This window comes from Fuerstiella marisgermanici (genome assembly GCF_001983935.1).
Lineage (GTDB): Bacteria > Planctomycetota > Planctomycetia > Planctomycetales > Planctomycetaceae > Fuerstiella > Fuerstiella marisgermanici.
The window spans coordinates 3,793,004-3,815,676 of the sequence record NZ_CP017641.1; the positions used below are offsets into that span (position 1 = coordinate 3,793,004).

Annotated in this window: 3 protein-coding genes; 1 reads left to right on the forward strand and 2 read right to left on the reverse strand. The window is 55.7% G+C overall.

Annotation, left to right across the window (positions count from 1 at the left end; translation table 11 throughout):
• Window positions 1-176 precede the first annotated feature (176 nt).
• Window positions 177-16,376: a choice-of-anchor Q domain-containing protein gene (locus tag Fuma_RS14180; protein WP_158520982.1), complete on the forward strand. Its 16,200-nt coding sequence runs from the start codon at window positions 177-179 to the stop codon at window positions 16,374-16,376.
• A gap of 128 nt (window positions 16,377-16,504) precedes the next feature.
• Here Fuma_RS14180 and Fuma_RS14185 read toward each other — a convergent pair whose 3' ends face one another.
• The gene (locus tag Fuma_RS14185) at window positions 16,505-17,734 is read right to left on the reverse strand and encodes an ISL3 family transposase (RefSeq protein WP_077022615.1); all 1,230 of its coding nucleotides are present in this window, start codon (window positions 17,732-17,734) and stop codon (window positions 16,505-16,507) included.
• 53 nt (window positions 17,735-17,787) lie between these two features.
• Window positions 17,788-22,599 carry a hypothetical protein gene (locus tag Fuma_RS14190; RefSeq protein WP_077024707.1) on the reverse strand — a complete coding sequence of 1,604 codons (4,812 nt, stop codon included), beginning with the start codon at window positions 22,597-22,599 and terminating at the stop codon, window positions 17,788-17,790.
• Window positions 22,600-22,673 lie beyond the last annotated feature (74 nt).

The following is a 22,673-nucleotide window of genomic DNA, read 5'->3' on the forward strand; positions in this document are numbered from 1 at the left end:
TGGAGACCTCGATGCAGTTTATGACTCGCCGCACACAACGCCCCCGCACGATCGGCCAGAAGCTCTTAGACTCATTGGTAAAAGGTCGCCAGCGGCGTGCACGTCGCGCCGACAGGCATGGGGCGAGGTTTGAGCGTCAGCTGATGTGCAGCGTTGAGCGAGTCGAAGATCGGGCAATGCTTTCCGCAACAATCGGCAACAACATTGATGTCGGCGATCAGTTGCAGAACTACCGTCTGGCAATCGCGGCGACAGCGGAATACACCGATTTCTTTGGAGGGCAAACTGAAGCACTAGCGGCGATCCAAACATTCGTGGATGACGTCAACGCAATCTTCGAAGCTGAGCTGTCGATCCGTTTCGACTTGGTTTCCGGGCTGAACACGATTTTCACCGATACGGCAACTGACGGATATACGAACGGCAGTACCTCGCAGATGCTGAATGTGAATACCGGAATTCTCGACACGGCAATGGGTGGCAACAACACTTACGACATCGGCCATGTCTTTGGGACAACCGGCAGCGGTGGTTCGGGGTTGGGGGGCATCAAAGCCGTTAATGACCCGATTCGCAAAGGGGAAGGGGCATCGGTTTCGTCGGATCCTAAGGGCTCCAGTTGGCTCAATTTAGTCGCTCACGAACTGGCGCACCAATTCGGCGCAGAGCATACGTTCAATGGAATCCTGAGCAATGCAGGCCCCAATCGTGAGGCCGACAATGCTTATGAACCCGGCAGCGGTTCAACGTTGATGAGTTATGCAGGCATTTCCGGAGCGGACGATCTTCAGCCGGATCCTGACAATTATCTGCACGCCGCCAGCTTTGAGCAGATTCAAACGTTTATTGCGGGTGATGGAACACCGAACAGCACGACTACAACTGGTAATGCTATTCCGACGGTCGACGGTGGCTTGAACTACACCATTCCGGCCGGCACGCCATTCGAATTGACGGCTGTCGGTTCCGATGCGGATATTGGTGACACTCTGACCTACACCTGGGAGCAGCTCGACCTCGGTCCTGCCATGAGTCTCCCGCTAACCGACAACGGCAACAGCCCCCTGTTTCGCTCCTTCCTGCCATCGACGGATTCCACACGAACGTTTCCGCGCCTTCCCGATCTTGTAAACAACGTGAACACAGCCGCCATCGGCGAAGCGATGCCGACTATGACCCGCGACCTAAACTTCCGCACCACCGTGCGCGACGGCAACGGCGGCGTGAATTCGGACGATGTGCTGATCAACGTCGTCAACACCGGTAGCCCATTTGCTGTCACCGCTCCGAATGCGGCGGTGAGTTGGACCGGCGGTTCGACACAAAACATTTCGTGGGACGTCGCCGGGACAACCGGAAGCGGCATTAACACGTCGGACGTTGCAATCGACTTGTCGCTGGATGGTGGCCTGACTTATCCCTTCGTTCTGGCAGGCAGCACGACGAACGACGGCAGCCATACACTAACGATACCCAATATCGACACCACCGAGGCCCGGGTTCGAGTACGTGGTGTCGGAAATGTCTTCTTTGACATTTCGGATGCCGACTTCACCATCATTTCCAATGCGAGCGCACCCGGTGTCACGGTTGTGGAATCCGGCGGCAACACCTCCGTGAGCGAAGAAGGAGTCGTGGGACGTGCTTCGGTCGACACCTACACACTGGCCCTGAACACCGTGCCATCGGGCAATGTGGAAGTCACAATCAATGGCGGGGCGCAATTGGAAGTGAGCCTGAACGGCGTGACCTTCGGCTCCAGCGTGGTATGGGTTGCAGCCAACACGTCGCCGCAAACCTTGTATGTTCGAGGAACAGACGACAGCCTGAACGAAGGAATTCACTTCGGCACCATCACTCACATGGTGACCGCGACCGCCGATTCAAATTACCCGGTCGGAACACTCATCAATCCCGTGACGGCCAGCATTGCTGATGACGAACTGCATCCCGTAGTGGGAGTCGACTTTGATCAGTCCGGGTCAACGTCCACTCCAGAAAACTGGACGAAAATCTCGCAGACATTTGGCGGCACTACAACAGGTCTTGTACGCGAAGATGGAATCACCACAAGTACCAGTCTTACGCTGGGAGTTTCGGGTTCTGCCGGGTTGAATACTTCGGTCCCCGCCGCCACACCACTGCATTCGCCATCGCTGGAGGGGCTCGACGGAAATCATCTGGCCTCAGATTCACTAACTCTGACGTGGGGCGGGCTGGCACCCGGAAGAGATTACAACATCTATCTGCTGACCTCAGAATGGTTCGGTAGCAATCTTTTGCAAAACGTGACCGTCACAGCTGGAATCACCGTTCCGTCGTTCACCCAGGATACCAGTGCCATTGGCAGCGGAATGCTGGTGAATTCCGGGCTGGCTACTTCCACGAAAACGCTGGAAGCTGATTCGCTGATGGTTCAGGCTGACACTGGCGGAACGATTCAGATTGTCGTGACAGATACCTCTGCAGGCGGTGCCGGCAATGCTCTATTGTCCGGAGCCGCCATTCAGGAAATCGGAAGCGGTACCGTTGGATTCGGAATCACACAGACAGGCGACTCAACTGAAGTGAGTGAATCCGGCACGTCAGATACTTTTGACGTGGTTCTGACGACTCCGCCCACTGACACAGTGGTCATTGACCTCACCAACAGCGATACCAGCGAAATATCGGTGAGTGCGGCATCGCTGACATTCGACGAAACCAACTGGAATGTTCCACAAACTGTGACGGTGGCCGGCGTCGATGACGCCCTGGAAGACGGAGCTCAGACCACCACCTTGACGCTTTCCGTCAATCAGGCATTGACGGCGGACAGCCGTTTTGATGGTGTCGGTGACCGTTTGATGGACGTAGTCAATGCGGACAACGAGGCAGCATTTCTCGTCGGTGTGGACTTTGCCGCTGCCGGGAATACGTCGCCCGGTAACTGGACGTTGAATTCTGCGTTCAACACGTCATTGTCCAATTTGATCGATGAAGCAGGCAACGCCACGAGCATTGATCTGTCAATAAGTGGTTTCTTTGGAACTGATACCGGTACACCTTCCGCCGGACAACTGCCTACACATTCGCAGTCACTGGCAGGCATTGATGGGAACTTCTGGGCACAGAACACAACGGTCACAATGACCTGGAGTGACTTAAATGCATCAAACACGTACGAAGTTTATGTGTTTGGCCTTGACCGATTTGCAGACAATCAGAACGTCACGATTACTGGTGCTGGAACCCCAGTGAGTTTTGCTCAGAATTTTGCCGCAAACCAATTATTTGTGAACGGCGTCCTCGGAAGCAGCAGTTTAGATCTGGGGGCGTTTGCAGAGACGGTCACTCCGACCGGGGCTGGCCAGATCACAATCGAAGTGACATCCAGTTCGTTTCTTGGGATCGGAGGTCTTGCGATTCGAGAGGTGCCGACGGCCGGGCCGACGGATGACTTTGGCGATGCTCCATCCGCTGCGCAGTCAGGTTCCGCCAGCAGCTATCCCGTAACTTTGGCGGAAGATGGAGCACGGCACACTTCGGGTGGCCCGACTCTGGGAACGAACCGAGACAGCGAAGCGGACGGCGTGCACTCTGCTGGTGCCGATGCCGATGACACTATTGGCTCGCCGGACGATGAAGACGGGGTGACGTTTACGACTTCGATCATTGCATCCACAAACGCATCGCGAATCGGTTCCGTGAATGTCGACCTGCAGAACGCAGATGGCACATCCAACCGTCTGGATGCATGGATCGATTTTAACCGCGACGGAGACTGGAATGATCCGGGTGAGCAGATCCTCACAAACTACAATCTGGGCACAGTAAACGGCTTGCAGTCAGTCAGCTTTGCGATTCCTCAGGATGCCGGAGCCAATGTTCAGGAAGGAACGACCTATGCGAGATTCCGCCTCAGTACGGCGGGATCGTTGAGCGTCACGGGGGCGGCGGCGGACGGTGAAGTGGAGGACCACGCCGTTACCATCGACCCGAGTACCGATGCGATTCTGTTGGAACCGTTCGATCACTCCGGGCAGTTTTCCGTCAGTGAACCATTCTTCAGTATCGGTGATGGATCAGCCTTCTTTGGAATTTCAGACGGTGCGGGTGGCGGCGATTTCGGCCCGGGCAGTCCTCCCACTCCGACCGTGCCATCCTACACCGGTGCAGCCGTCAATTTCCTCACCGGAATGGACATGGACGCAACGGCCACCGGTCATCCGGCAGCCTCGTTGCCGATCACCGCCACTTGGAGCGGCCTGAACATCACCGGGCAAACCGGACTGCAGTTCGGTGCGGACTTTGCCTCGTTCGATGAAGGAGCCAGCGGCGACCCCGGCGGTAACATCGAACCATCTGATTTTATTCGAGTAGAAGTGCAGATCGATGGCGGTGGATTCGTCAGCATCATGGAGTTTCGAGGAAACAACACTGGCGGTGCCAATGCAGCACAGTTTTCACTCGATACCGACGGAGACGGCAGTGGAGACGGCACGCTGCTAGCGGACGCACTCCGCAATTTTACGGCGGATATTGTTGGCACAGGTAATCTGCTTGATCTGCGAATCTCCATGAGCGTCAGTGATCAGGACGAAGACTTCGCCATCGACAACGTCACGGTCACGGCCAACAACCCGACCGGGCCGTTTGTGGTCGACACGATCGCCGATGAAAGTGATGGGGATTATTCGGCCGGAGACTTTTCCCTGCGGGAAGCCATCGAGCGAGCGAATACCCATGTGGGAGCAGACGAAATCCAATTTGCTGCGGGACTGTCGGGGCAGACGATCACTTTGACTGTCGACCAGTTACTGGTGACCGATGATTTGACAATTACGGGATTGGGTGCGTCGAATCTAACGGTCAGTGGCGGTGACTCATTTCGAGTCTTCGACCTTCAACACGCTGCCGATGTCGTGATTGACCGATTGACAATCACCGGGGGGCGAACCACTCAGGCAGGCGGCACTCCCGCCGGAATCACGGGCGGTGGTGCAGGCATTCGGTCCTCGGGCACGCTGCTGCTCAGCAATAGTATTGTCACCGATAACCACACCACAGCGGCGATTGCCGATGGCGGCGGGATCTTTCAGGTTTCGGGCACGCTGACGCTGGACAATTCCGAAGTTTCCAACAACAGCACTGACGGAAACGATGCATCCGGTGGAGGGATCTCCGCCGTTAATGGAGCCGATGTGACGCTGATCGGTTCGACCGTCACCGGTAATTCGACAGACTCGAATTCGGGGCAGGGTTTCGGCGGTGGCATCTATATCCTGGGCGGTGATTTGACGATCACCGAAAGCACGATATCCAATAACGCCAACACTGGTGCGGGCTCATTTGGCGGTGGGCTGATATCGATCAATGGAAATCTCAACATCACCCAAAGCACAATATCAGGCAACACGACGACTCTGTCCGGCGGCGGAATTGTTTGGAGTTCGACGGTTGGCGATACGGCTACGGTAGTGAACTCTACGATTTCCGGTAACGTTGCCACTTCAGGCAGTGCGGGTGGTATCTTTGTCGCCGCTGGTACATTCAATTTGGAATACAGCACTGTCACAGCGAACACAGCGCCGACCGGTCAGGGTAGCGGTCTGGCCAGTTTCAGTGACGGAGGGAGCAGCATTGCCAACACCATCGTGCTATCCAGCATTATCGCGGACAACGCGAACAGCGACGTCGATAACATTCTTTCCGGCGGCGGTACAAATACGATTACGAGTTCCGGATTCAACCTCGTCGGAAGCGGAAACGCTGTTTCGTCCTTCGGCGTCGGGTCTGACCTGACGGGCGTCGCCGCCGGACTTGGGCCTCTCGCCAACAACGGTGGCCCAACCTTCACGCATGCTTTACAGCCCGGCAGTCTGGCGATTGGAACCGGGGATACATCTCCGGTCCCGACCACCGACCAACGAGGAACAGGCTTCAGTCGACTTGTCGGAGCCAACGTCGATATCGGAGCCTTCGAGCTTCAGGCGACGAATCCGAGCGTCACTCTTTCGGTGGATAATGCTAACATCCCGGAAGCCGCCGGTGTGGCAACCTTTGCCGCCACACTTTCCGATATATCGGGTGAAACTGTCACTGTTGACCTGGGACTCAGCGGAACCGCAACCGGCAGTGGCACGGATTACAATGCTTCCGGTCTGCAGATCGTCATCCCGGCGGGCAGCCTCACGGGGTTCGTGACCGTAACGGCCGTGCAGGATGTGATTGATGACGATGCAGAAACGGTCATCGTCGATATCACTGGTGTCACTAACGGTACGGAAAACGGAATTCAGCAGCAAACGACAACCATTGTCGACGACGATGACGCGGCCGCCTTAACGGTCAGCATTGTCGCCGCTTCCATTGATGAAAATGCAGGCACCACGACGGGCACCGTGACACGAAACACGGGCACAACCGGTGACCTGACTGTCAATCTTTCAACCAGCGATACCACCGAGGCTTCCGTACCGAGTACAGTGACCATCCTCAACGGAAACTCCAGCGCAACATTTACCATCACGGGTGTGGATGATGCCATTGTCGATGGCACGCAGACGGTCACCATCACGGCTTCTGTAGCAGCCTACACAGACGGAACCGACACGGTGGATGTCACTGACAATGACACGGCTGGCATTGTGGTCACTGAGTCAGGACCTGGCACCACCGTGTCAGAGGACGGGACGACTGACACATTTGATGTTGTGCTGACAGCTCAGCCGCTGACCGACGTGGTAATCACGGTCACCTCAGGCGATATCGGTGAGGCCACAGTTGGCGTTGGCGGCAGTTCAGTCGGACCAAAACGTCTTTTCGGGGTTGCCCCGGGTGAGAACTCGATCGTGGAACTAAATCCCGACACGGGAGCGGAGCTGAATCGATTTTCCGCACCGGTCACGTTGAGCACGCAGAATGACCAGGGCCTGGCGTACGACGGTTCCAGCCTGTTCTTCATCGATGGCACGTCGGCGAACACGCTCTACGAATTGAATCCGGAAACCGGCGCAGTCATCGACAGCGACACCCTTCCGGCGCCCACAGTTCGGTTGGTTGAAGGGTTGACGGCATTCCGCGGACGAATTTTTCTACTCGACTCGAATAACGATCAAATCCACGAGTTTGATCCTGTGACGGATACGATTGTCTCGACAATCGGCACAGCTTTTAATTCTGACGGTGCCCTGGCGTCTCTGGCAAGCGATGATCGGCTTCTGGTAGCACAGGATGTCAGCGGCACTAACCTGCACGAGGTTGATCCAACCGATGGAAGTATCCTGAATTCTTTGGGCAACGGTACGCTTAATCTCATTCGCGGTGCGACCGCATTTGATGATGAAATCTTTGTAAGTTCAGGGATTCAGAGCGACGGTGTTCGGGTTTGGTCGAGAGCGGGAGCACCGATTCAGACGCTGCCCCTACCGTACACCGTAACGGGGCTCGCTTCCGGGTTCGGTCCTGCCAGTACTTTGACGTTTACCCCGTCCAACTGGAACGCACCTCAGACGGTGACCATCACCGGCGTAGACGATCCGGCGGTCGATGGCGATCAGGTGGTCGCGATCACTGTGAGCGTTGATGCGACTGCCAGCGATGACGAATTCGATTCGCTTGCGGATCAGGTCATCCAATCGACAACTACCGACAATGACACGCCGGGCTTTACCGTCATCGAATCCGGCGGCAGCACTATTGTCTCTGAAAGTGGTTCCAGCGATACGTTTTCAGTGGTATTGGATTCACAACCAACATCAAACGTTGAACTTAGCGTCACCGGCAGTGACTCCGGTGAAGCTCTTGTTGACATAACAACACTCACATTCACTCCGCTGAACTGGAACATTCCTCAGATCGTTACGGTTACAGGGGTTGACGATTTTGTCGACGACGCTGATCAGTCGTCTCAGGTCACAATCAGTGTTATCGATGCGAATTCCAACGACGCGTTCGATAACCTGGCTGACCAGACAGTCAACGTCACGACCACGGACGACGACATCGCTGGCTTTATGGCTGGCACTCAAGGTGGATTTGAGGTTTCAGAATCCGGCACGACTACGCAGTTAACGGTTGTTTTGACTTCGCAGCCATCGTCGAACGTGACCATCAATCTTACCAACCCCGACCCGGGAGAAATCTCGCTGGCCGCGAGTTCCGTGACCTTCACACCGGCGAACTGGAATATTGTTCAGGCTGTGACAGTCACCGGTGTTCCCGATGGGATCGTCGATGGAAATCAACTGACACCAGTTCGGTTTGACGTTGATGATGCGATATCCGATGACCAGTTCGACGGCAAGGGCGGTGTGGGAATCTCAATCAGAACGCTCGATATCGACACGGCCGCTCTGACGCTCAGCATTGCGGATGCCTCCATCAGTGAAAACGGAGGCACCACCACCGCCACCGTCAGCCGCAACACGGACACCACGGCTACTCTGGAAGTGACGCTGGTAAGCAACGACACGGGCGAAGCCACGGTTGTCGGCAGTGTCACCATTGCGGCGGGTCAGACCACGTCACCCGCCTTCACCATTACCGGTGTGGATGACGCGAATGTCGACGGCACGCAGACAGTCACGATCACGGCAACTGCATCAGCACACACAGAAGGGGTTGATAGCCTAAACGTGCTTGATGACGACAGTCCAACACTAACCGTCGTCATCAATTCGGCATCCGTCAGCGAAGGTGATGGGACTGCGGCAACCACTGTTACCGTGACGCGTAATACGCCGACTACCGAACCGATGACTGTGGCCCTTAACAGCAGCGATACGAGTGAGGCCAATGTGCCTGCCACCGTCACCATTCCGGCAGGGCAGGCTTCCTTCACGTTCGATCTTGATGCGGTAGACGACACAGTTGTTGATGGGACGCAGACAGTCACGATCACGGCGACAGAGGCCGTTGCGTCGACAATGGTTCCAGACGTTGCATTCGGCTCGTCAGGGATTGTCGCGACTGACTTGAGATGGGGCATCCAATATGGTGACCCGGAGTTAATCCAGCAGCCGGATGGGAAACTGTTGGCGATCGGGCGACATCCGACAATCGATGACACGTGGCAGATCGTGCGTCTGAATTCAGATGGTAGTTTTGACTCCGGGTTCGGTACGAATGGCGTCGTCAACACGGCATTCACTGGTGAAGCCTCGGTGCGCCCGACAGGAATTGCCGTGGACGCTTCGACCGGCAGGATTACCGTGACCGGAGTTAGCTTCGGTGGCAACACACTGATGGTGGCCAGGTATACCGGTGACGGAACGCTTGATTCATCTTTTGGGACGGGCGGACGCGTTGCTGCCTCACCGGCCGGATTGGCAGCTGCTGTTGACGTCATCCTGAATTCTGATGGGACTACGTTGCTGGTTGGAACCGGCACGGGAAACAGCGTGGGCATCGTCCGCCTTCTCCCGGATGGCACACTGGATGCCTCGTACGGCGCCGGTGGTGTGACGACACATATCCTGGATCCGAATTACGACATTGGGGTGGGAGATGTGGTTCAGCAGCCCGACGGAAAGGTCATCATTACCGCCGGCGCGTTTCCCTCGACAGGCAATGAATTGTTCTATGTGGTCCGCATCAACACAGACGGATCACTTGATACGTCGTTCGACGGGACCGGATACACGCTCGTGGACTTCGGTGTTCTGCGACAGCGACCTGAGGCAGTTAAGCTGCAGCCCGATGGGAAGATTGTCATCGCCGGACGAGTTGAACCATCGGGAACCAATAATTCGGATTGGGCAACAGTCCGGCTGAATACTGACGGTTCACTGGACACTTCGTTTAGTGGCGACGGAAAAACCACAGTTAGCTTTTCGAGCGATGATCAGGTTCACGACCTTGCGATCCTCGAAGATGGTAAGATTCTGCTTGTCGGCGGCGCATTTGTCAGTGGCAATGGCCGCGACCGAGGATTCGCGCGCCTCAATTCCGACGGCACATTAGACAGCAGTTTCGGCACAGGCGGAAAGTTCACATTGCCTCCGTTGCCGATCATCTGGGAAGCAAATTGGGAAGTCGTCGTCCAGCCCGACGGCAAGATTGTGACGCTTGTCGGCTATCAGACCGGCTACCAAGTGGAACGTTTTCTACCGATCACGGGCCTGACAGGCAGCGACACGCTGGCTGTCATCGACGATGATGCGGCCGCGCTGACGCTCAGCATTGCGGACGCGTCCGTCAGTGAAAACGGCGGTACCACCACGGCCACGGTCTCACGCAACACGGACACCACCAACGCTCTGACCGTGACGTTGGTGAGCAACGATGCGGGCGAAGCGACGGTTGTCGGCAGTGTCACGATTGCGGCCGGTCTGACAACCTCACCCGCTTTCACCATTACCGGCGTCGATGACACCATCGTGGACGGCACGCAGACCGTCACCTTCACGGCGACGGCAACTGCTCATGCCGATGGCACCGATACGCTGGATGTGACCGACGATGATGCGGCCGCTCTGACGCTCAGCATTGCGGACGCGTCCATCAGTGAAAACGGCGGTACCACCACGGCCACAGTGACTCGTAACACGGACACCACCAATGCTCTGACCGTGACGCTGGTGAGCAACGATACGAGTGAAGCGGCCGTCATCGGCACAGTCACCATTGCCGCAGGACAGACCACGTCACCGGCCTTCAACATCACGGGTGTCGATGACACCATCGTAGACGGCACGCAGACCGTCACCATCACGGCGACGGCAACTGCTCATGCCGATGGCACCGACACGCTGGATGTGACCGACGATGATGCGGCCGCTCTGACGCTCAGCATTGCGGACGCGTCCATCAGTGAAAACGGCGGTACCACCACGGCCACAGTGACTCGTAACACGGACACCACCAACGCTCTGACCGTGACGCTGGTGAGCAACGATACGAGTGAAGCGACCGTCATCGGCACGGTCACCATTGCCGCAGGACAGACCACGTCACCGGCCTTCAACATCACGGGTGTCGATGACACCATCGTGGACGGCACGCAGACCGCCACCATCACGGCGACGGCAACTGCTCATGCCGATGGCACCGACACGCTGGATGTGACCGACGATGATGCGGCCGCATTAACGCTGAGCATTGCGGAGGCGGCCATCAGTGAAAACGGCGGTACCACCACGGCCACGGTTTCTCGCAACACGGACCCCACCAACGCACTGACCGTAACGCTGGTGAGCAACGATACCAGCGAAGCAACCGTGCCAGCCGTCGTGACCATTCCTGCCGGAGCCGATTCGGTCTCCTTCACGATTAGTGGCGTGGACGACGCCATTGTAGACGGCACGCAGTTGGTGACGATTTCCGCGAGTGCGAGCGATCATGTCGGCAACGATGACGACCTGAATGTGACAGACGACGACACTCTGGCACTGACATTGACAGTTTCGCCTGCGAGCATCTCAGAAAACGGCGGCACTGCGACCGGCACTATAGCGCGGAACGACGGCGACCTCAGCTCATCCCTTGAGATAACGCTGACGTCCGACGACACGTCTGAGGCAACCGTCCCCGCCACGGTGACAATTTCCGCAGGCCTGTCATCAGCAACATTCAGCGTCGACGCAGTCGATGACGCAATTGTCGATGGAACGCAAACCGCGACCATCTCGGTCGGCGCGAGCGGATACGCGGGCGACACTGCTTCGCTGAACATCACCGATGACGACACCTTGGCGCTGACCCTGAGCATCACTCCGGGTTCAATCAGCGAGAATGGGGGCACGGCCACGGGAACGGTGACACGCAACGACGCCGATTGGTCCTCGCCGCTCGTGGTCGATCTCACATCGAGCGACAGCACTGAAGCGATGGTTTCGGCAACCGTCACCATTCTGGCCGGACAAGCTTCGGCAGACTTCACGATCACAGCGGTCGACGACGCAGTCGTCGATGGGACGCAGGTTCTCAGCATTTCGGTATCTGCAAACGGATACACCGGCTTGTCAGCGGGGCTGAACGTGACGGACGATGAGAGCCCGGCTCTGACGCTGAGCGTCAATCCGGTTTCAATCAGCGAAAACGGCGGGACGGCAACGGGCACCGTCACCCGTAACGACGAAGATCTGTCGTCGGAGCTGGTGGTTAATCTGTCTTCCAGCGACACGACCGAAGCCACAGTTCCAGCAAGCGTGACGATTCCGGTGGGCCAGTCGGCTGCGGACTTCACGATCAGTGCCGTTGATGACGCGGTTGTTGACGGCACACAGGTTCTGAGCGTTTCAGCATCCGCGACCGGCTACACCGGATTTTCTACAGGCTTGAATGTTACCGACGACGATGTGCTGGCTCTGACGCTCAGCATCGATCCGGCATCCATCAGTGAAAACTCAGACACAGCGACGGGAACGGTCTCACGCAACGATGCCGATCTCAGTTCGCCACTGACGGTGACCCTTGAGTCTGACGACACGACCGAAGCAAGCACCCCGTCAACCGTCACTATTCCGGCGGGCGAGTCATCGGCAACATTCCAAGTCAACGCAGTTGACGACGACATCGTCGATGGGACACAGACCGTGTCGATTTCCGCAAACGCCGCGAGCTACGTCGGTGATGCCGCATCATTGGAGGTCACCGACGACGATGTATTCACTCTGACGCTCAGCGTGGCACCGGCGATTATTTCCGAGAACGGCGGGTCTACCACCGGGACCGTGTTTCGAAACGACGGTGACTTAAGTTCAGCACTCGTCGTCGACCTCAACGGAAGCGATTCCACAGAAGCCGATGTCCCCGCGTCGGTGACGATCGCTGCCGGCCAGTCGTCGGCGTCGTTTACCATCAACGCTGTTGACGACGCAATCGTGGATGGAACTCAGTCGGTGTCCGTTGCAGCGAACGCGACGGGCTATGCCACAGACTCCGCTTCTCTGGACGTGACTGATGACGACGTTCTGATGCTCAAGCTGACTGTTTCACCCGCGAGTATCTCGGAAAACGGCGGGACCGCCACCGGCACGGTGTTACGCAACGACGGCGACCTCAGTTCACCACTCGAAGTGACGTTAACGTCCGGCGACACGACCGAAGCGACCGTCCCCACGACCGTGACGATCGCCGCTGGTCAGTCTGCTGCGACGTTCACCGTTAGCGGCGTCGACGACGCCGTTGTGGACGGGACACAATCGGTAGACGTCACGGCAACCGCGGCTTCTTATCTCAGCGCGACGTCGTCGGTCGATGTTACCGACGACGACGTTGCCACGCTGACCCTCACGCTGGCCGCAGGTTCGGTTTCTGAAGCTGCTGGCACCGGAGCAACAACCGGCACGGTGACTCGCAACGCCAGTGACCTGTCGTCACCGTTGTCAGTGACGCTGGCAAGCAGCGATTCCACGGAAGCCACGACACCGACGACAGTCACGATCGCGACTGGTCAGTCATCGGCTACGTTCAGCATCGACGTGGTCGACGATCTCATTGTCGACGGGACACAGACCGCGGTGATTTCTGCCGACGCCGATGACTATACAGGAGATTCCGAGTCGCTTGACGTGACGGATGATGACGTGCTGACTCTGACGTTGTCCGTCGCGTCGTCGAGCATTTCCGAAAATGGCGGCACGGCGCTCGGAACTGTTTCTCGCAACGACGGTGATCTGTCGTCTGCTTTGGTGGTGAATCTCACATCTGACGACACGACTGAAGCAACGACGCCGGCAACCGTTACAATTGGTGCGGGCCAGGCATCGGCAACCTTTACGATCAGCGGTGTCGACGACGCAATCGTCGACGGTCTGCAGACTGCCACGATCTCTGCAGATGCTGCGAGCTACGTGGGCGACGCAAAAACACTCGCTGTGACTGATGATGACGCGGCGGGAATCACGGTGTCGCCGAGCAGTGGGAACACGTCAGAAGATGGTACCACGGCCACGTTCACCGTGGTGTTGAATAGTCAGCCGACCGCGGATGTAACCATCGATCTGTCAAGCAGCGATACCACGGAAGGCACTGTGACTCCCACCAGTATCACGTTCACAGCTATCAACTGGCAAACTGCTCAAACCATCACCGTGACCGGTGAAGATGATGCTATTGTCGACGGAAACGTGGATTACAGCATCCTGACGGCTACCGCCGTCAGCACCGACACCGACTACAATGGGCTCAATGCTGACGATGTTGCCTTCACTAATACCGACAACGACACGGCGGCCCTGACGGTCAGCATTGCGGACGCGTCCATCAGTGAAAACGGCGGCACGACCACCGCCACCGTAAGCCACAACACGGACACCACCAATGCTCTGACCGTGACGCTGGTGAGCAACGATACGAGTGAAGCGACCGTCATCAGCACGGTCACCATTCCTGCAGGGCAGACCACGTCACCGGCCTTCAACATCACGGGTGTCGATGACACCATCGTGGACGGCACGCAGACCGCCACCATCACGGCGACGGCAACTGCTCACGCCGATGGCACCGACACGCTGGATGTGACCGACGATGATGCGGCCGCGTTAACGCTGAGCATTGCGGATGCGGCCATCAGTGAAAACGGTGGAACGACCACCGCCACGGTAACTCGTAACACGGACACCACCAATGCTCTGACCGTGACGCTGGTGAGCAACGATACGAGTGAAGCGACCGTCATCAGCACGGTCACCATTCCTGCAGGGCAGACCACGTCACCGGCCTTCAACATCACGGGTGTCGATGACACCATCGTGGACGGCACGCAGACCGCCACCATCACGGCGACGGCAACTGCTCACGCCGATGGCACCGACACGCTGGATGTGACCGACGATGATGCGGCCGCGTTAACGCTGAGCATTGCGGATGCGGCCATCAGTGAAAACGGTGGAACGACCACCGCCACGGTAACTCGTAACACGGACACCACCAATGCTCTGACCGTGACGCTGGTGAGCAACGATACGAGTGAAGCGACCGTCATCAGCACGGTCACCATTCCTGCAGGGCAGACCACGTCACCGGCCTTCAACATCACGGGCGTCGATGACACCATCGTGGACGGCACGCAGACCGTCACCTTCACGGCGACGGCAACTGCTCATGCCGATGGCACCGATACGCTGGATGTGACCGACGATGATGCGGCCGCTCTGACGCTCAGCATTGCGGACGCGTCCATCAGTGAAAACGGCGGTACCACCACGGCCACAGTGACTCGTAACACGGACACCACCAATGCTCTGACCGTGACGCTGGTGAGCAACGATACGAGTGAAGCGGCCGTCATCGGCACAGTCACCATTGCCGCAGGACAGACCACGTCACCGGCCTTCAACATCACGGGTGTCGATGACACCATCGTAGACGGCACGCAGACCGTCACCATCACGGCGACGGCAACTGCTCATGCCGATGGCACCGACACGCTGGATGTGACGGATGATGATGAACCTTCCAGTAATTTGCCACCAGACATCACATCCATTACTACAACGTCAAAGTCACTTCCGGGTGACACAATTTCAATCACCACTTCATTCACGGATCAAGACCTTTCCGACGTGCATACGGCAACCATCGACTGGGGTGACGGAACTGTGACTCAAGGCGAGGTGTCGGAATCGAACGGTACCGGCACAGCAACAGGAAACCATCAATACGCCGACGCAGGAATTTACACGATCACGGTTACCATCAATGACGGAAATGGTGGGACGGACTCAGCGACATCAAGTTCTCTTGTGACTGGCGTCAAACTCGTCGATGGCGTTCTATACGTGATCGGTACAGATGGCCGGGATCATGTCAATATTACGAACTCCCTGCGTCACAATGGCGGTTGGTGGGGAAACTTGACGCCGACTCTGCAAGTAAATGCAAAACTAAACCAAGGTCGCGACCAGGTTCGAATCCATGAAGTGTTCGATCTTGCGGACGTGGACGAGATCGTGATGCAACTATGCGATGGAGACGACCATGCCAGCCTGACAGGTCTGGGAATCTGGGGCTGGTACTTTGGCTTCGGCGTGCCAACAACAATTATCGGAGGTGACGGGGACGATCACCTCTTCGGAGGTAGCGCTAACGATATTCTGATTGGCGGTGATGGTGACGATAAGTTGTACGGTGGTCGTGGCGATGATGTTCTGTCAGGGGGGGATGGAAACGACAAACTATTTGGTGAGGAGGGCCATGATGTCCTCATTGGCGGTGCTGGCAGAGATAAGCTGTCCGGCGGCAGCGGCAATGATCTCCTCATTGGCGGGCTGTCAACATTCGACAACAACCTTGACGAACTTGATGAGTTACTATCCCGGTGGGCTGCAGGCGAGTCCGTCGACGATTTCACAAGCCAGATCATTGACGATTACGACAAAGATGAGCTCAACGGCGGCAAAGGCCACGACACTGGCTTCGGAGGTTTTCGTGATAAGCTAAAATTGTGACAGGTCGTAGTGCGAACAGTCGATGCGAATCCGAAAATCGACGGGTTACCGTGTTCGATGTTGCGGATAATCTGATACACGTCTTAGTTCTACGCGCCGCTTAGACCAAAGGATTGGTCCATCCGGGATTATTGTGGGTAGAGGTCGAGTCCTCCGCAGTAGAAGAGGATGGCGGTTTTGAAGTTGTCGCGGTTTCGGTATCCGCCGACTCTTCGTTTGATGGCCATGATTTTGCTGTTCATTCCTTCGGCGACGGCGTTTGTGATTCCGTGAGTGCAGTAGCTCACCACATTGGCTAAGCGTTCTTTGATCGTGCGAGCGACTTTCTTCATTGGCTCCAGCTTTGTGTGGATGACTCGCTTGTACCAGTCATTGAAGAACGTCGTGGCCTCTGCCGGAGTGTCATGAACCCAGAGGTCTCGCAGCATCTCCTTGTAGGCCCACGCTTTGCCCGTGAGTAACTCTGCCTTCCATGCGGCATCAAAGCGTTCCTGCTGTTTTTCGCTGAGATTCTCCTGGCCTGAAAGCCACAGATACCGAGTTCCCGTCAATCGATCATCGCCTTCGGCGCGAAGCTTCTTCTGCTCCGACCGACGGACCTTGTCGACGGCTTCGGTTGCCAGCTTCATGATGTGAAAGCGGTCGTGCACAATCTTCTGTTCGGCCAATGCAATGTTGCCTTTGGTGCTCTTGACGTATGCGGCACTCATGTCCATCGCAACCGCCTCCACAGACTGCTTTTCACTGTCGGAAAGCTGATCGAAACAGGCATCAGCGGCTGCCGTGTCATGACCATCGGAAATCGCTTCGACAGTGCTCTTGTCCAAGTCATAGATCAGCGTGACGTAGTTGTGTCGTTTTCGAAAGGCTTTCTCGTCGATGCCGATTCGAGGGAGGTTCTTCGATTGTTTGCGATCCTTCCCGCGAGCCACCGCCTTCTGCAGAATGTGCCACGATTCATCCCATGAGATCCCCAGAATGCTGCACGCCCCTTTCACGGTTTGTGTGGCCAGAAGAACGTCGATGGCGAAGCGTTCAAAGAACAATGAGAAGCGGCTGTTCTTTTCCGCCCAGGGAAGCCTGATCTGTTTGACGCCATGATCCGGGCACTTCACGCGAGGCGTGCGGGCATGAAGGATGGTCGCAAATTGCATCGTGTCCAGATGCCGCCATTTGCGAGACTTCGTGTGGTCATAGCACGGCAGCTGCCTGTCGCAATCCGGACAGCAAAAAGTTTCGCCCTCGCCATGTTCGACGAAAACGTCGACCTGTTGAGCTTCCATATCCAGCTGAACGTCCGCCACAAACCACGGCCCCGTCAGTCCCAAAATCTGTTCGTAAAAGTCTGTTCCCTGCATCCCACGAAAACTAACGAATTAACGCCTCACCCACAAAGAACCCGGATGGACCCCTAAATTATCTTTGAGTCATCTTGGTTTACCATTGCGACAAGGTCGTGATTTGCACTGATAATCCACGCCAAATTTTGATTCTCGCGCAGCTTGACCGCGGACTTTCGGACTGCCAGGCAAGCTCCCTGGGCTGACGGCTTGCCAAAGTTCAAATGTTCCGAGTTACGTTTTGCCCGCCATGATACCCGCAAGATATCTACCTCAGTGGCTCCCGATGCCTTAAGGAAACCTGCCAATGGCACTGCGGGACAGTACGACCCAAGAAACGAGAAATCAGGATTGAATTGAATACAGGTCTCGTGCGGCGCACGAACAACGTCCGGATTTGGAAAATCAGTGATGTCTATCACCGTATCCAGCTCGGGGGGGCTTTCGCAGTTTCCTGAAACCACCACTGCATCGATTTCAAGAAGCGTACCGTCTTCCGCGCTCAATTCACTGAACTGTAAGAGGAAATACTCGTCATCGCCGATTGCTGCGGTGTAGTCAGCCTCCGAGAGTATCGACTCCCTAATGTCTTGAAATTGCAATGCTGAACGACATTGCCGAAATTCAAACGGTATTGATGGACTATAGACGCGGAACAGTCTTTCTATGTCCCGATAGTTCTTCTTTGACGCATAAGGCAATAGCTCACAGTTAATTGCGAAACGGACACGCGCTTCCCAGCTATTCAATGGCCAATTTGGGGGCGCTCGAAATGTGTCCAAGACATGTCTTTGGAGCTCAAAAGCACCCACCACCGGCAGCGGATGGCATTGTCTTTCTAAGTTCTGCGCCATGTTCCGAATATACTCGGGAGTAATCAGATTGTATTCCCGTAGTCCGTTCAGCTGCTCACTTAAGCAGCGAGTCCAGTTCGGAAGCTGTGCGTGCTTGGATGTAGCGAGTGCAATTGCACCAGATCTAAATTTATCTCCGACCCTCGAGGCGATATCCGAACCAGATGCAGTTCCCGCGTCCCCAACTCGGCTGGCAACACGCTCCAGAATGACCAGTCGTGAAATGTGATTGAGTGATTCACAAGTTGCAGCCAGATCAAGGGCAGCCTGCAGTTTCTGCCAAGTGCCAGCGGGGTTATCAGCTGACAAGACATCGACTATGCCGCAGCAAACGTCCGGGCCGTTTCCGACTTCCATCGAGAAACCGATTCTGGCAGCTTGTGCGAAACAATCGGTCGAGTGTCTGACGACCCACATTACCACTTCCGCAGCCTTCTCTCGCCGAATCCACAGCGGATGTTCCAAAAAGTTCAACAGAAAGGCGAATAGTTCTTCGTTCCTGCCGCGTTCGTCTGAGCCTAAGTCATCGAACTCAGAAATTTCTTCTGCAGCCGTCCCGACCATTAGCTCGACGTGCCTCAAGACATCAGTGAGTATGTCCTGTCGTTGCTGTGGCGTGAGGTGGTCAGCGAGTATTTCGATTAATCGTTCTGCTACCTTCCACTGCGGAGAATAGCGTTCCTTCGCAATAGCTGGTCCGAGCGAGGCCAGCAACTGATCTGGGCCAGAACTTGAATTGCTAAGGGCCGCCAGGATGGTGTCGGCAATCTTTAGATCATTATTCCAAAGTGGCCATCCGCCTTCCTGAAGCAATTGCAATGCAGTACTCAAGTGAATTCTGGCTTGTTTCGCATTTCCCAGATTCCGTTCGGCAATCGCCGACTTGACGACTGATTTCGCATTCGCGATGGCGTCCCGTCTACCGAAAATGCCGGGAGAGAACATTTCGTCATCAAGTCTTTGTTTCTGGTCCTCGTCTGCCACATTCGGCTCGGTCGTGGCTGCAGAATCAGCAGTAGGGTCTGAGGCCTCAGTCTCCGGCCAGAAGTGTTTGCGATGTGTCTCGTCAAGTGTGGAGCGAAATGATCCAATGAAGGTGTCCAGTTCCTCGTCCGGGACATCAGATTCGACAGCAAGTGCAATGCGGTTCGCGAATTCGTCCATTGAATTTGTGCCTGCAGCCTCGTTGACAATCGCTGCAAATTCCGTTGCGAAATCCCCGACGTGGCGAAAATCGCCGAGGAGGAACAACTCAAGTAATCCCCACCGAAGTCTCCAATCTGTTGCCTCTGCCGCTCGCACAATTTTCAGAATCGACGCCTGTTCGTCAATGCGATCCACCAAGTATCGATTGCCGATGTGCGGAGCAGGCATGTCAACTGTTTGTCTGCCCCATCTGGATGACAGCTGCTCCCATTTCCCAGTGCTTTGCTGAACAAAGTAATTGAGGCCGGCTCCAAACTGCTTCCGGCGAATCAACTCACCAATAAAGTTCGCTTTGTCATACCGAACGAATCGCTGAAACGTCATTTCACCTGATGCCGCTTCGAGATAACCAGCGATACGCGGCAATGCATCTGAAACCGGCTCGTCAGCGGGAATAGCCTTTAAGGCTGAGATCATCAGGCCGAACTGATCTTCCTTGTACCACGTCGGCCCCATCGACCTGCTGAGTAACGTGTCGTAGATTCTGCCAGCCTCTTCAACTGCTCCAATGCGGGAGAATCCATCCACGAGCATAAGCAGTTCAGGCGTCAACTCATGCCGGTTTTCCACAAACCTGATCGTATGGTCTCGCCATGTCTCCAACAACGAGAAACAAGCGGCCCGATCAGCTCGTGTGTCTCCTTCGTCGTGGCGAGTGTAGACATCTGTGACAAACCGACATGCGGTCCTGAACCCTTCGGTGTACAGCCCAAACTGGTCGTCACAACGAGCAGTAAGGAGATTGATCAATTCTGCCTTGTGTTCCGGGAAACAAGAACAGACGGCATTGCTCAGCGTCCGGAAGAGTTGTGGAATCAGAGACTCAGGAAGGAGGTAGCTATGTTCCCATTCGACACGTTCCTTCAAAGTGAAGTTGATCGTCTTCCGGACGAGATTGGCCATCGCCTCGCTGGTTGATCGCCGAACAAACTCGTCTTCATCACTTAGAGCGCGACGCATCCTTCCTTCGAGAAATGCGATAGCAGCCGTTGCCTCTGCGATCGACTGAAGCCACGCGGTCGCGTTAAAGGGGGACGTTTCCGGCTGTTTCGCTGAAGTACTTGCAAAGCCAAACACGCGCCATTCACGTTCCCACTGATCGAACACATCTAAGTCGGCATCAACGCCATTTTTCAAGACGAGTCCAACCTTCGAAGGCTTCCCCGGAAGCGAGTCTCCAGCCGCGAGGAAGACAAGCGTCGATTCACAGCCAAGTCGAATCAGGCAATCGAGAAAAACAAGCAAGAGCTTCTCGTCCACATCGCTGCCAAACCATATCAGTTCACGAATGTCGTCGATCAGTTGGGGCATCAGCTGAGGCCGAACCGGAACTCGAAAGGTCTCTCTGAAATGGCAGTAATTCAAGACCGTTACGACACGAATATAGAGTAGGTCATCATCCTCAACCGTCACCGACTGTTGGCCAAGTGTACGCCGCATCGTTTCATTGTCGATGTACCTCCCGGACAAGGAAAAAAAGTCACTCATTGTCATTGAGTGAAAAAGTAACTGGTTTGCCCTTGCTGCCGTCGGATCGATATCGCGTATCGAGCGATCGATGGCCTTCATGACGTATCGCTGCATAGCCCACATCTTCTGACCGCAACCAGTGACGCCAGCCAATTCAGCCAACACAACACAACGGGCCTTGTTGACCCAGATATTCAGGAATTGGTCAACATCGATTTCGCTCGTGTCCAACCGCAACGACAGAAAATGATCAACCGATTCCAAAAGCGACACTGCTTCATCATGGCAGCCATTGCGAATTAAAGCATACGTGATTGGAAGTGCATCGTGTGGATGAACGATTAGCGAACCGTACCGCGTTGCATTCAATATTGCTTCGGCCGGCCGCCCCAGGCCGATCAGTGCGTCAGCCAGCAGGCCAGCGGACTGCGCAAGAAGATGGTCATAGCGAAAAGAAAGCCGCTGAGATAACAGTAGAAGCCGATTCACAGCGACGGGATCACCGATGCTGGTAGCCGTGTCGACAGCATCGGCGACATCTGCAAGGACATTGTCGGGTGAAACTCCGCATTTCACACATACGTCTGCCCAGTTCTGTGTGCAGATGGAGGCGATTGATTGTCTCTGGGCGTAGTTGCCGCGAACGTGATGATAAACGGAGTTAACTTTCCCGTAGGTTGCTGTGTCGCCACTCAATCCGTACGCGGCGAAACGACTGTGAGTGACCTCTCCCAATTCCTCTGTCTTCGAAGCGACGAACTCACGAAAGGAATCGTGGTACACTTCAACTTGGTCAGATTGTACTAGGAGATGTTTTATCCCGGCGATACTGCTGGTGAACGCCGTTCGCTCCTGCTGGTTTAAGACTCCAACCAGCTCGGATCGATCAATTGGTTCCCTCAGCCTTGCAATCATGGCCAACAGGTTAACGGAGTGTGGATCATCGAGTATGCGTGTCCAAAGCTGTTCGTAATAAGTCTCTATGCTGTCTACGAACGTTGGGAACTGATCTAGATCCTCAGCAGATGGATTCGCCTTGGCAAACTGAATTAAGTAGTTCAGGTAGAGTGGATGACCATTCGCCTTGACACAAAGCGAGTGAATAAAGACGTAGTTCGATGCCAACGCCTCCGGCAAGACTTCACTGCAGTACGAAAGACACACTTCCAACTCAAGCTTTGGAAGTTGGACTGCGTCACCGCTGGAGACACGTTCTCTCAGTGTTGCTCCCAGAACTTCGACACTCTGTCCTGACAGAACGATAACTACGTTTTCTGGAAGTCTAGCAGGAAGTATCCCCATGAGTTTGCCGAGGGAATTGGCGTCAATTTCATCAAGCCCGTCGAGGAACAATGTAAAGACGCGGCCAGCTGCGCTGCTTTGTTTTCCTGCGTCTTCCAGCAGACGGCTTGTCAGTTCAATGAGCT

What these genes read in the sequence shown, in the direction of transcription:
- Fuma_RS14185 (WP_077022615.1), bottom strand. Translation starts at nt 17,734, where the DNA reads ATGCAGGGAACAGACTTTTACGAACAGATTTTGGGACTGACGGGGCCG.
- Fuma_RS14180 (WP_158520982.1), top strand. Translation starts at nt 177, where the DNA reads ATGCTTTCCGCAACAATCGGCAACAACATTGATGTCGGCGATCAGTTG.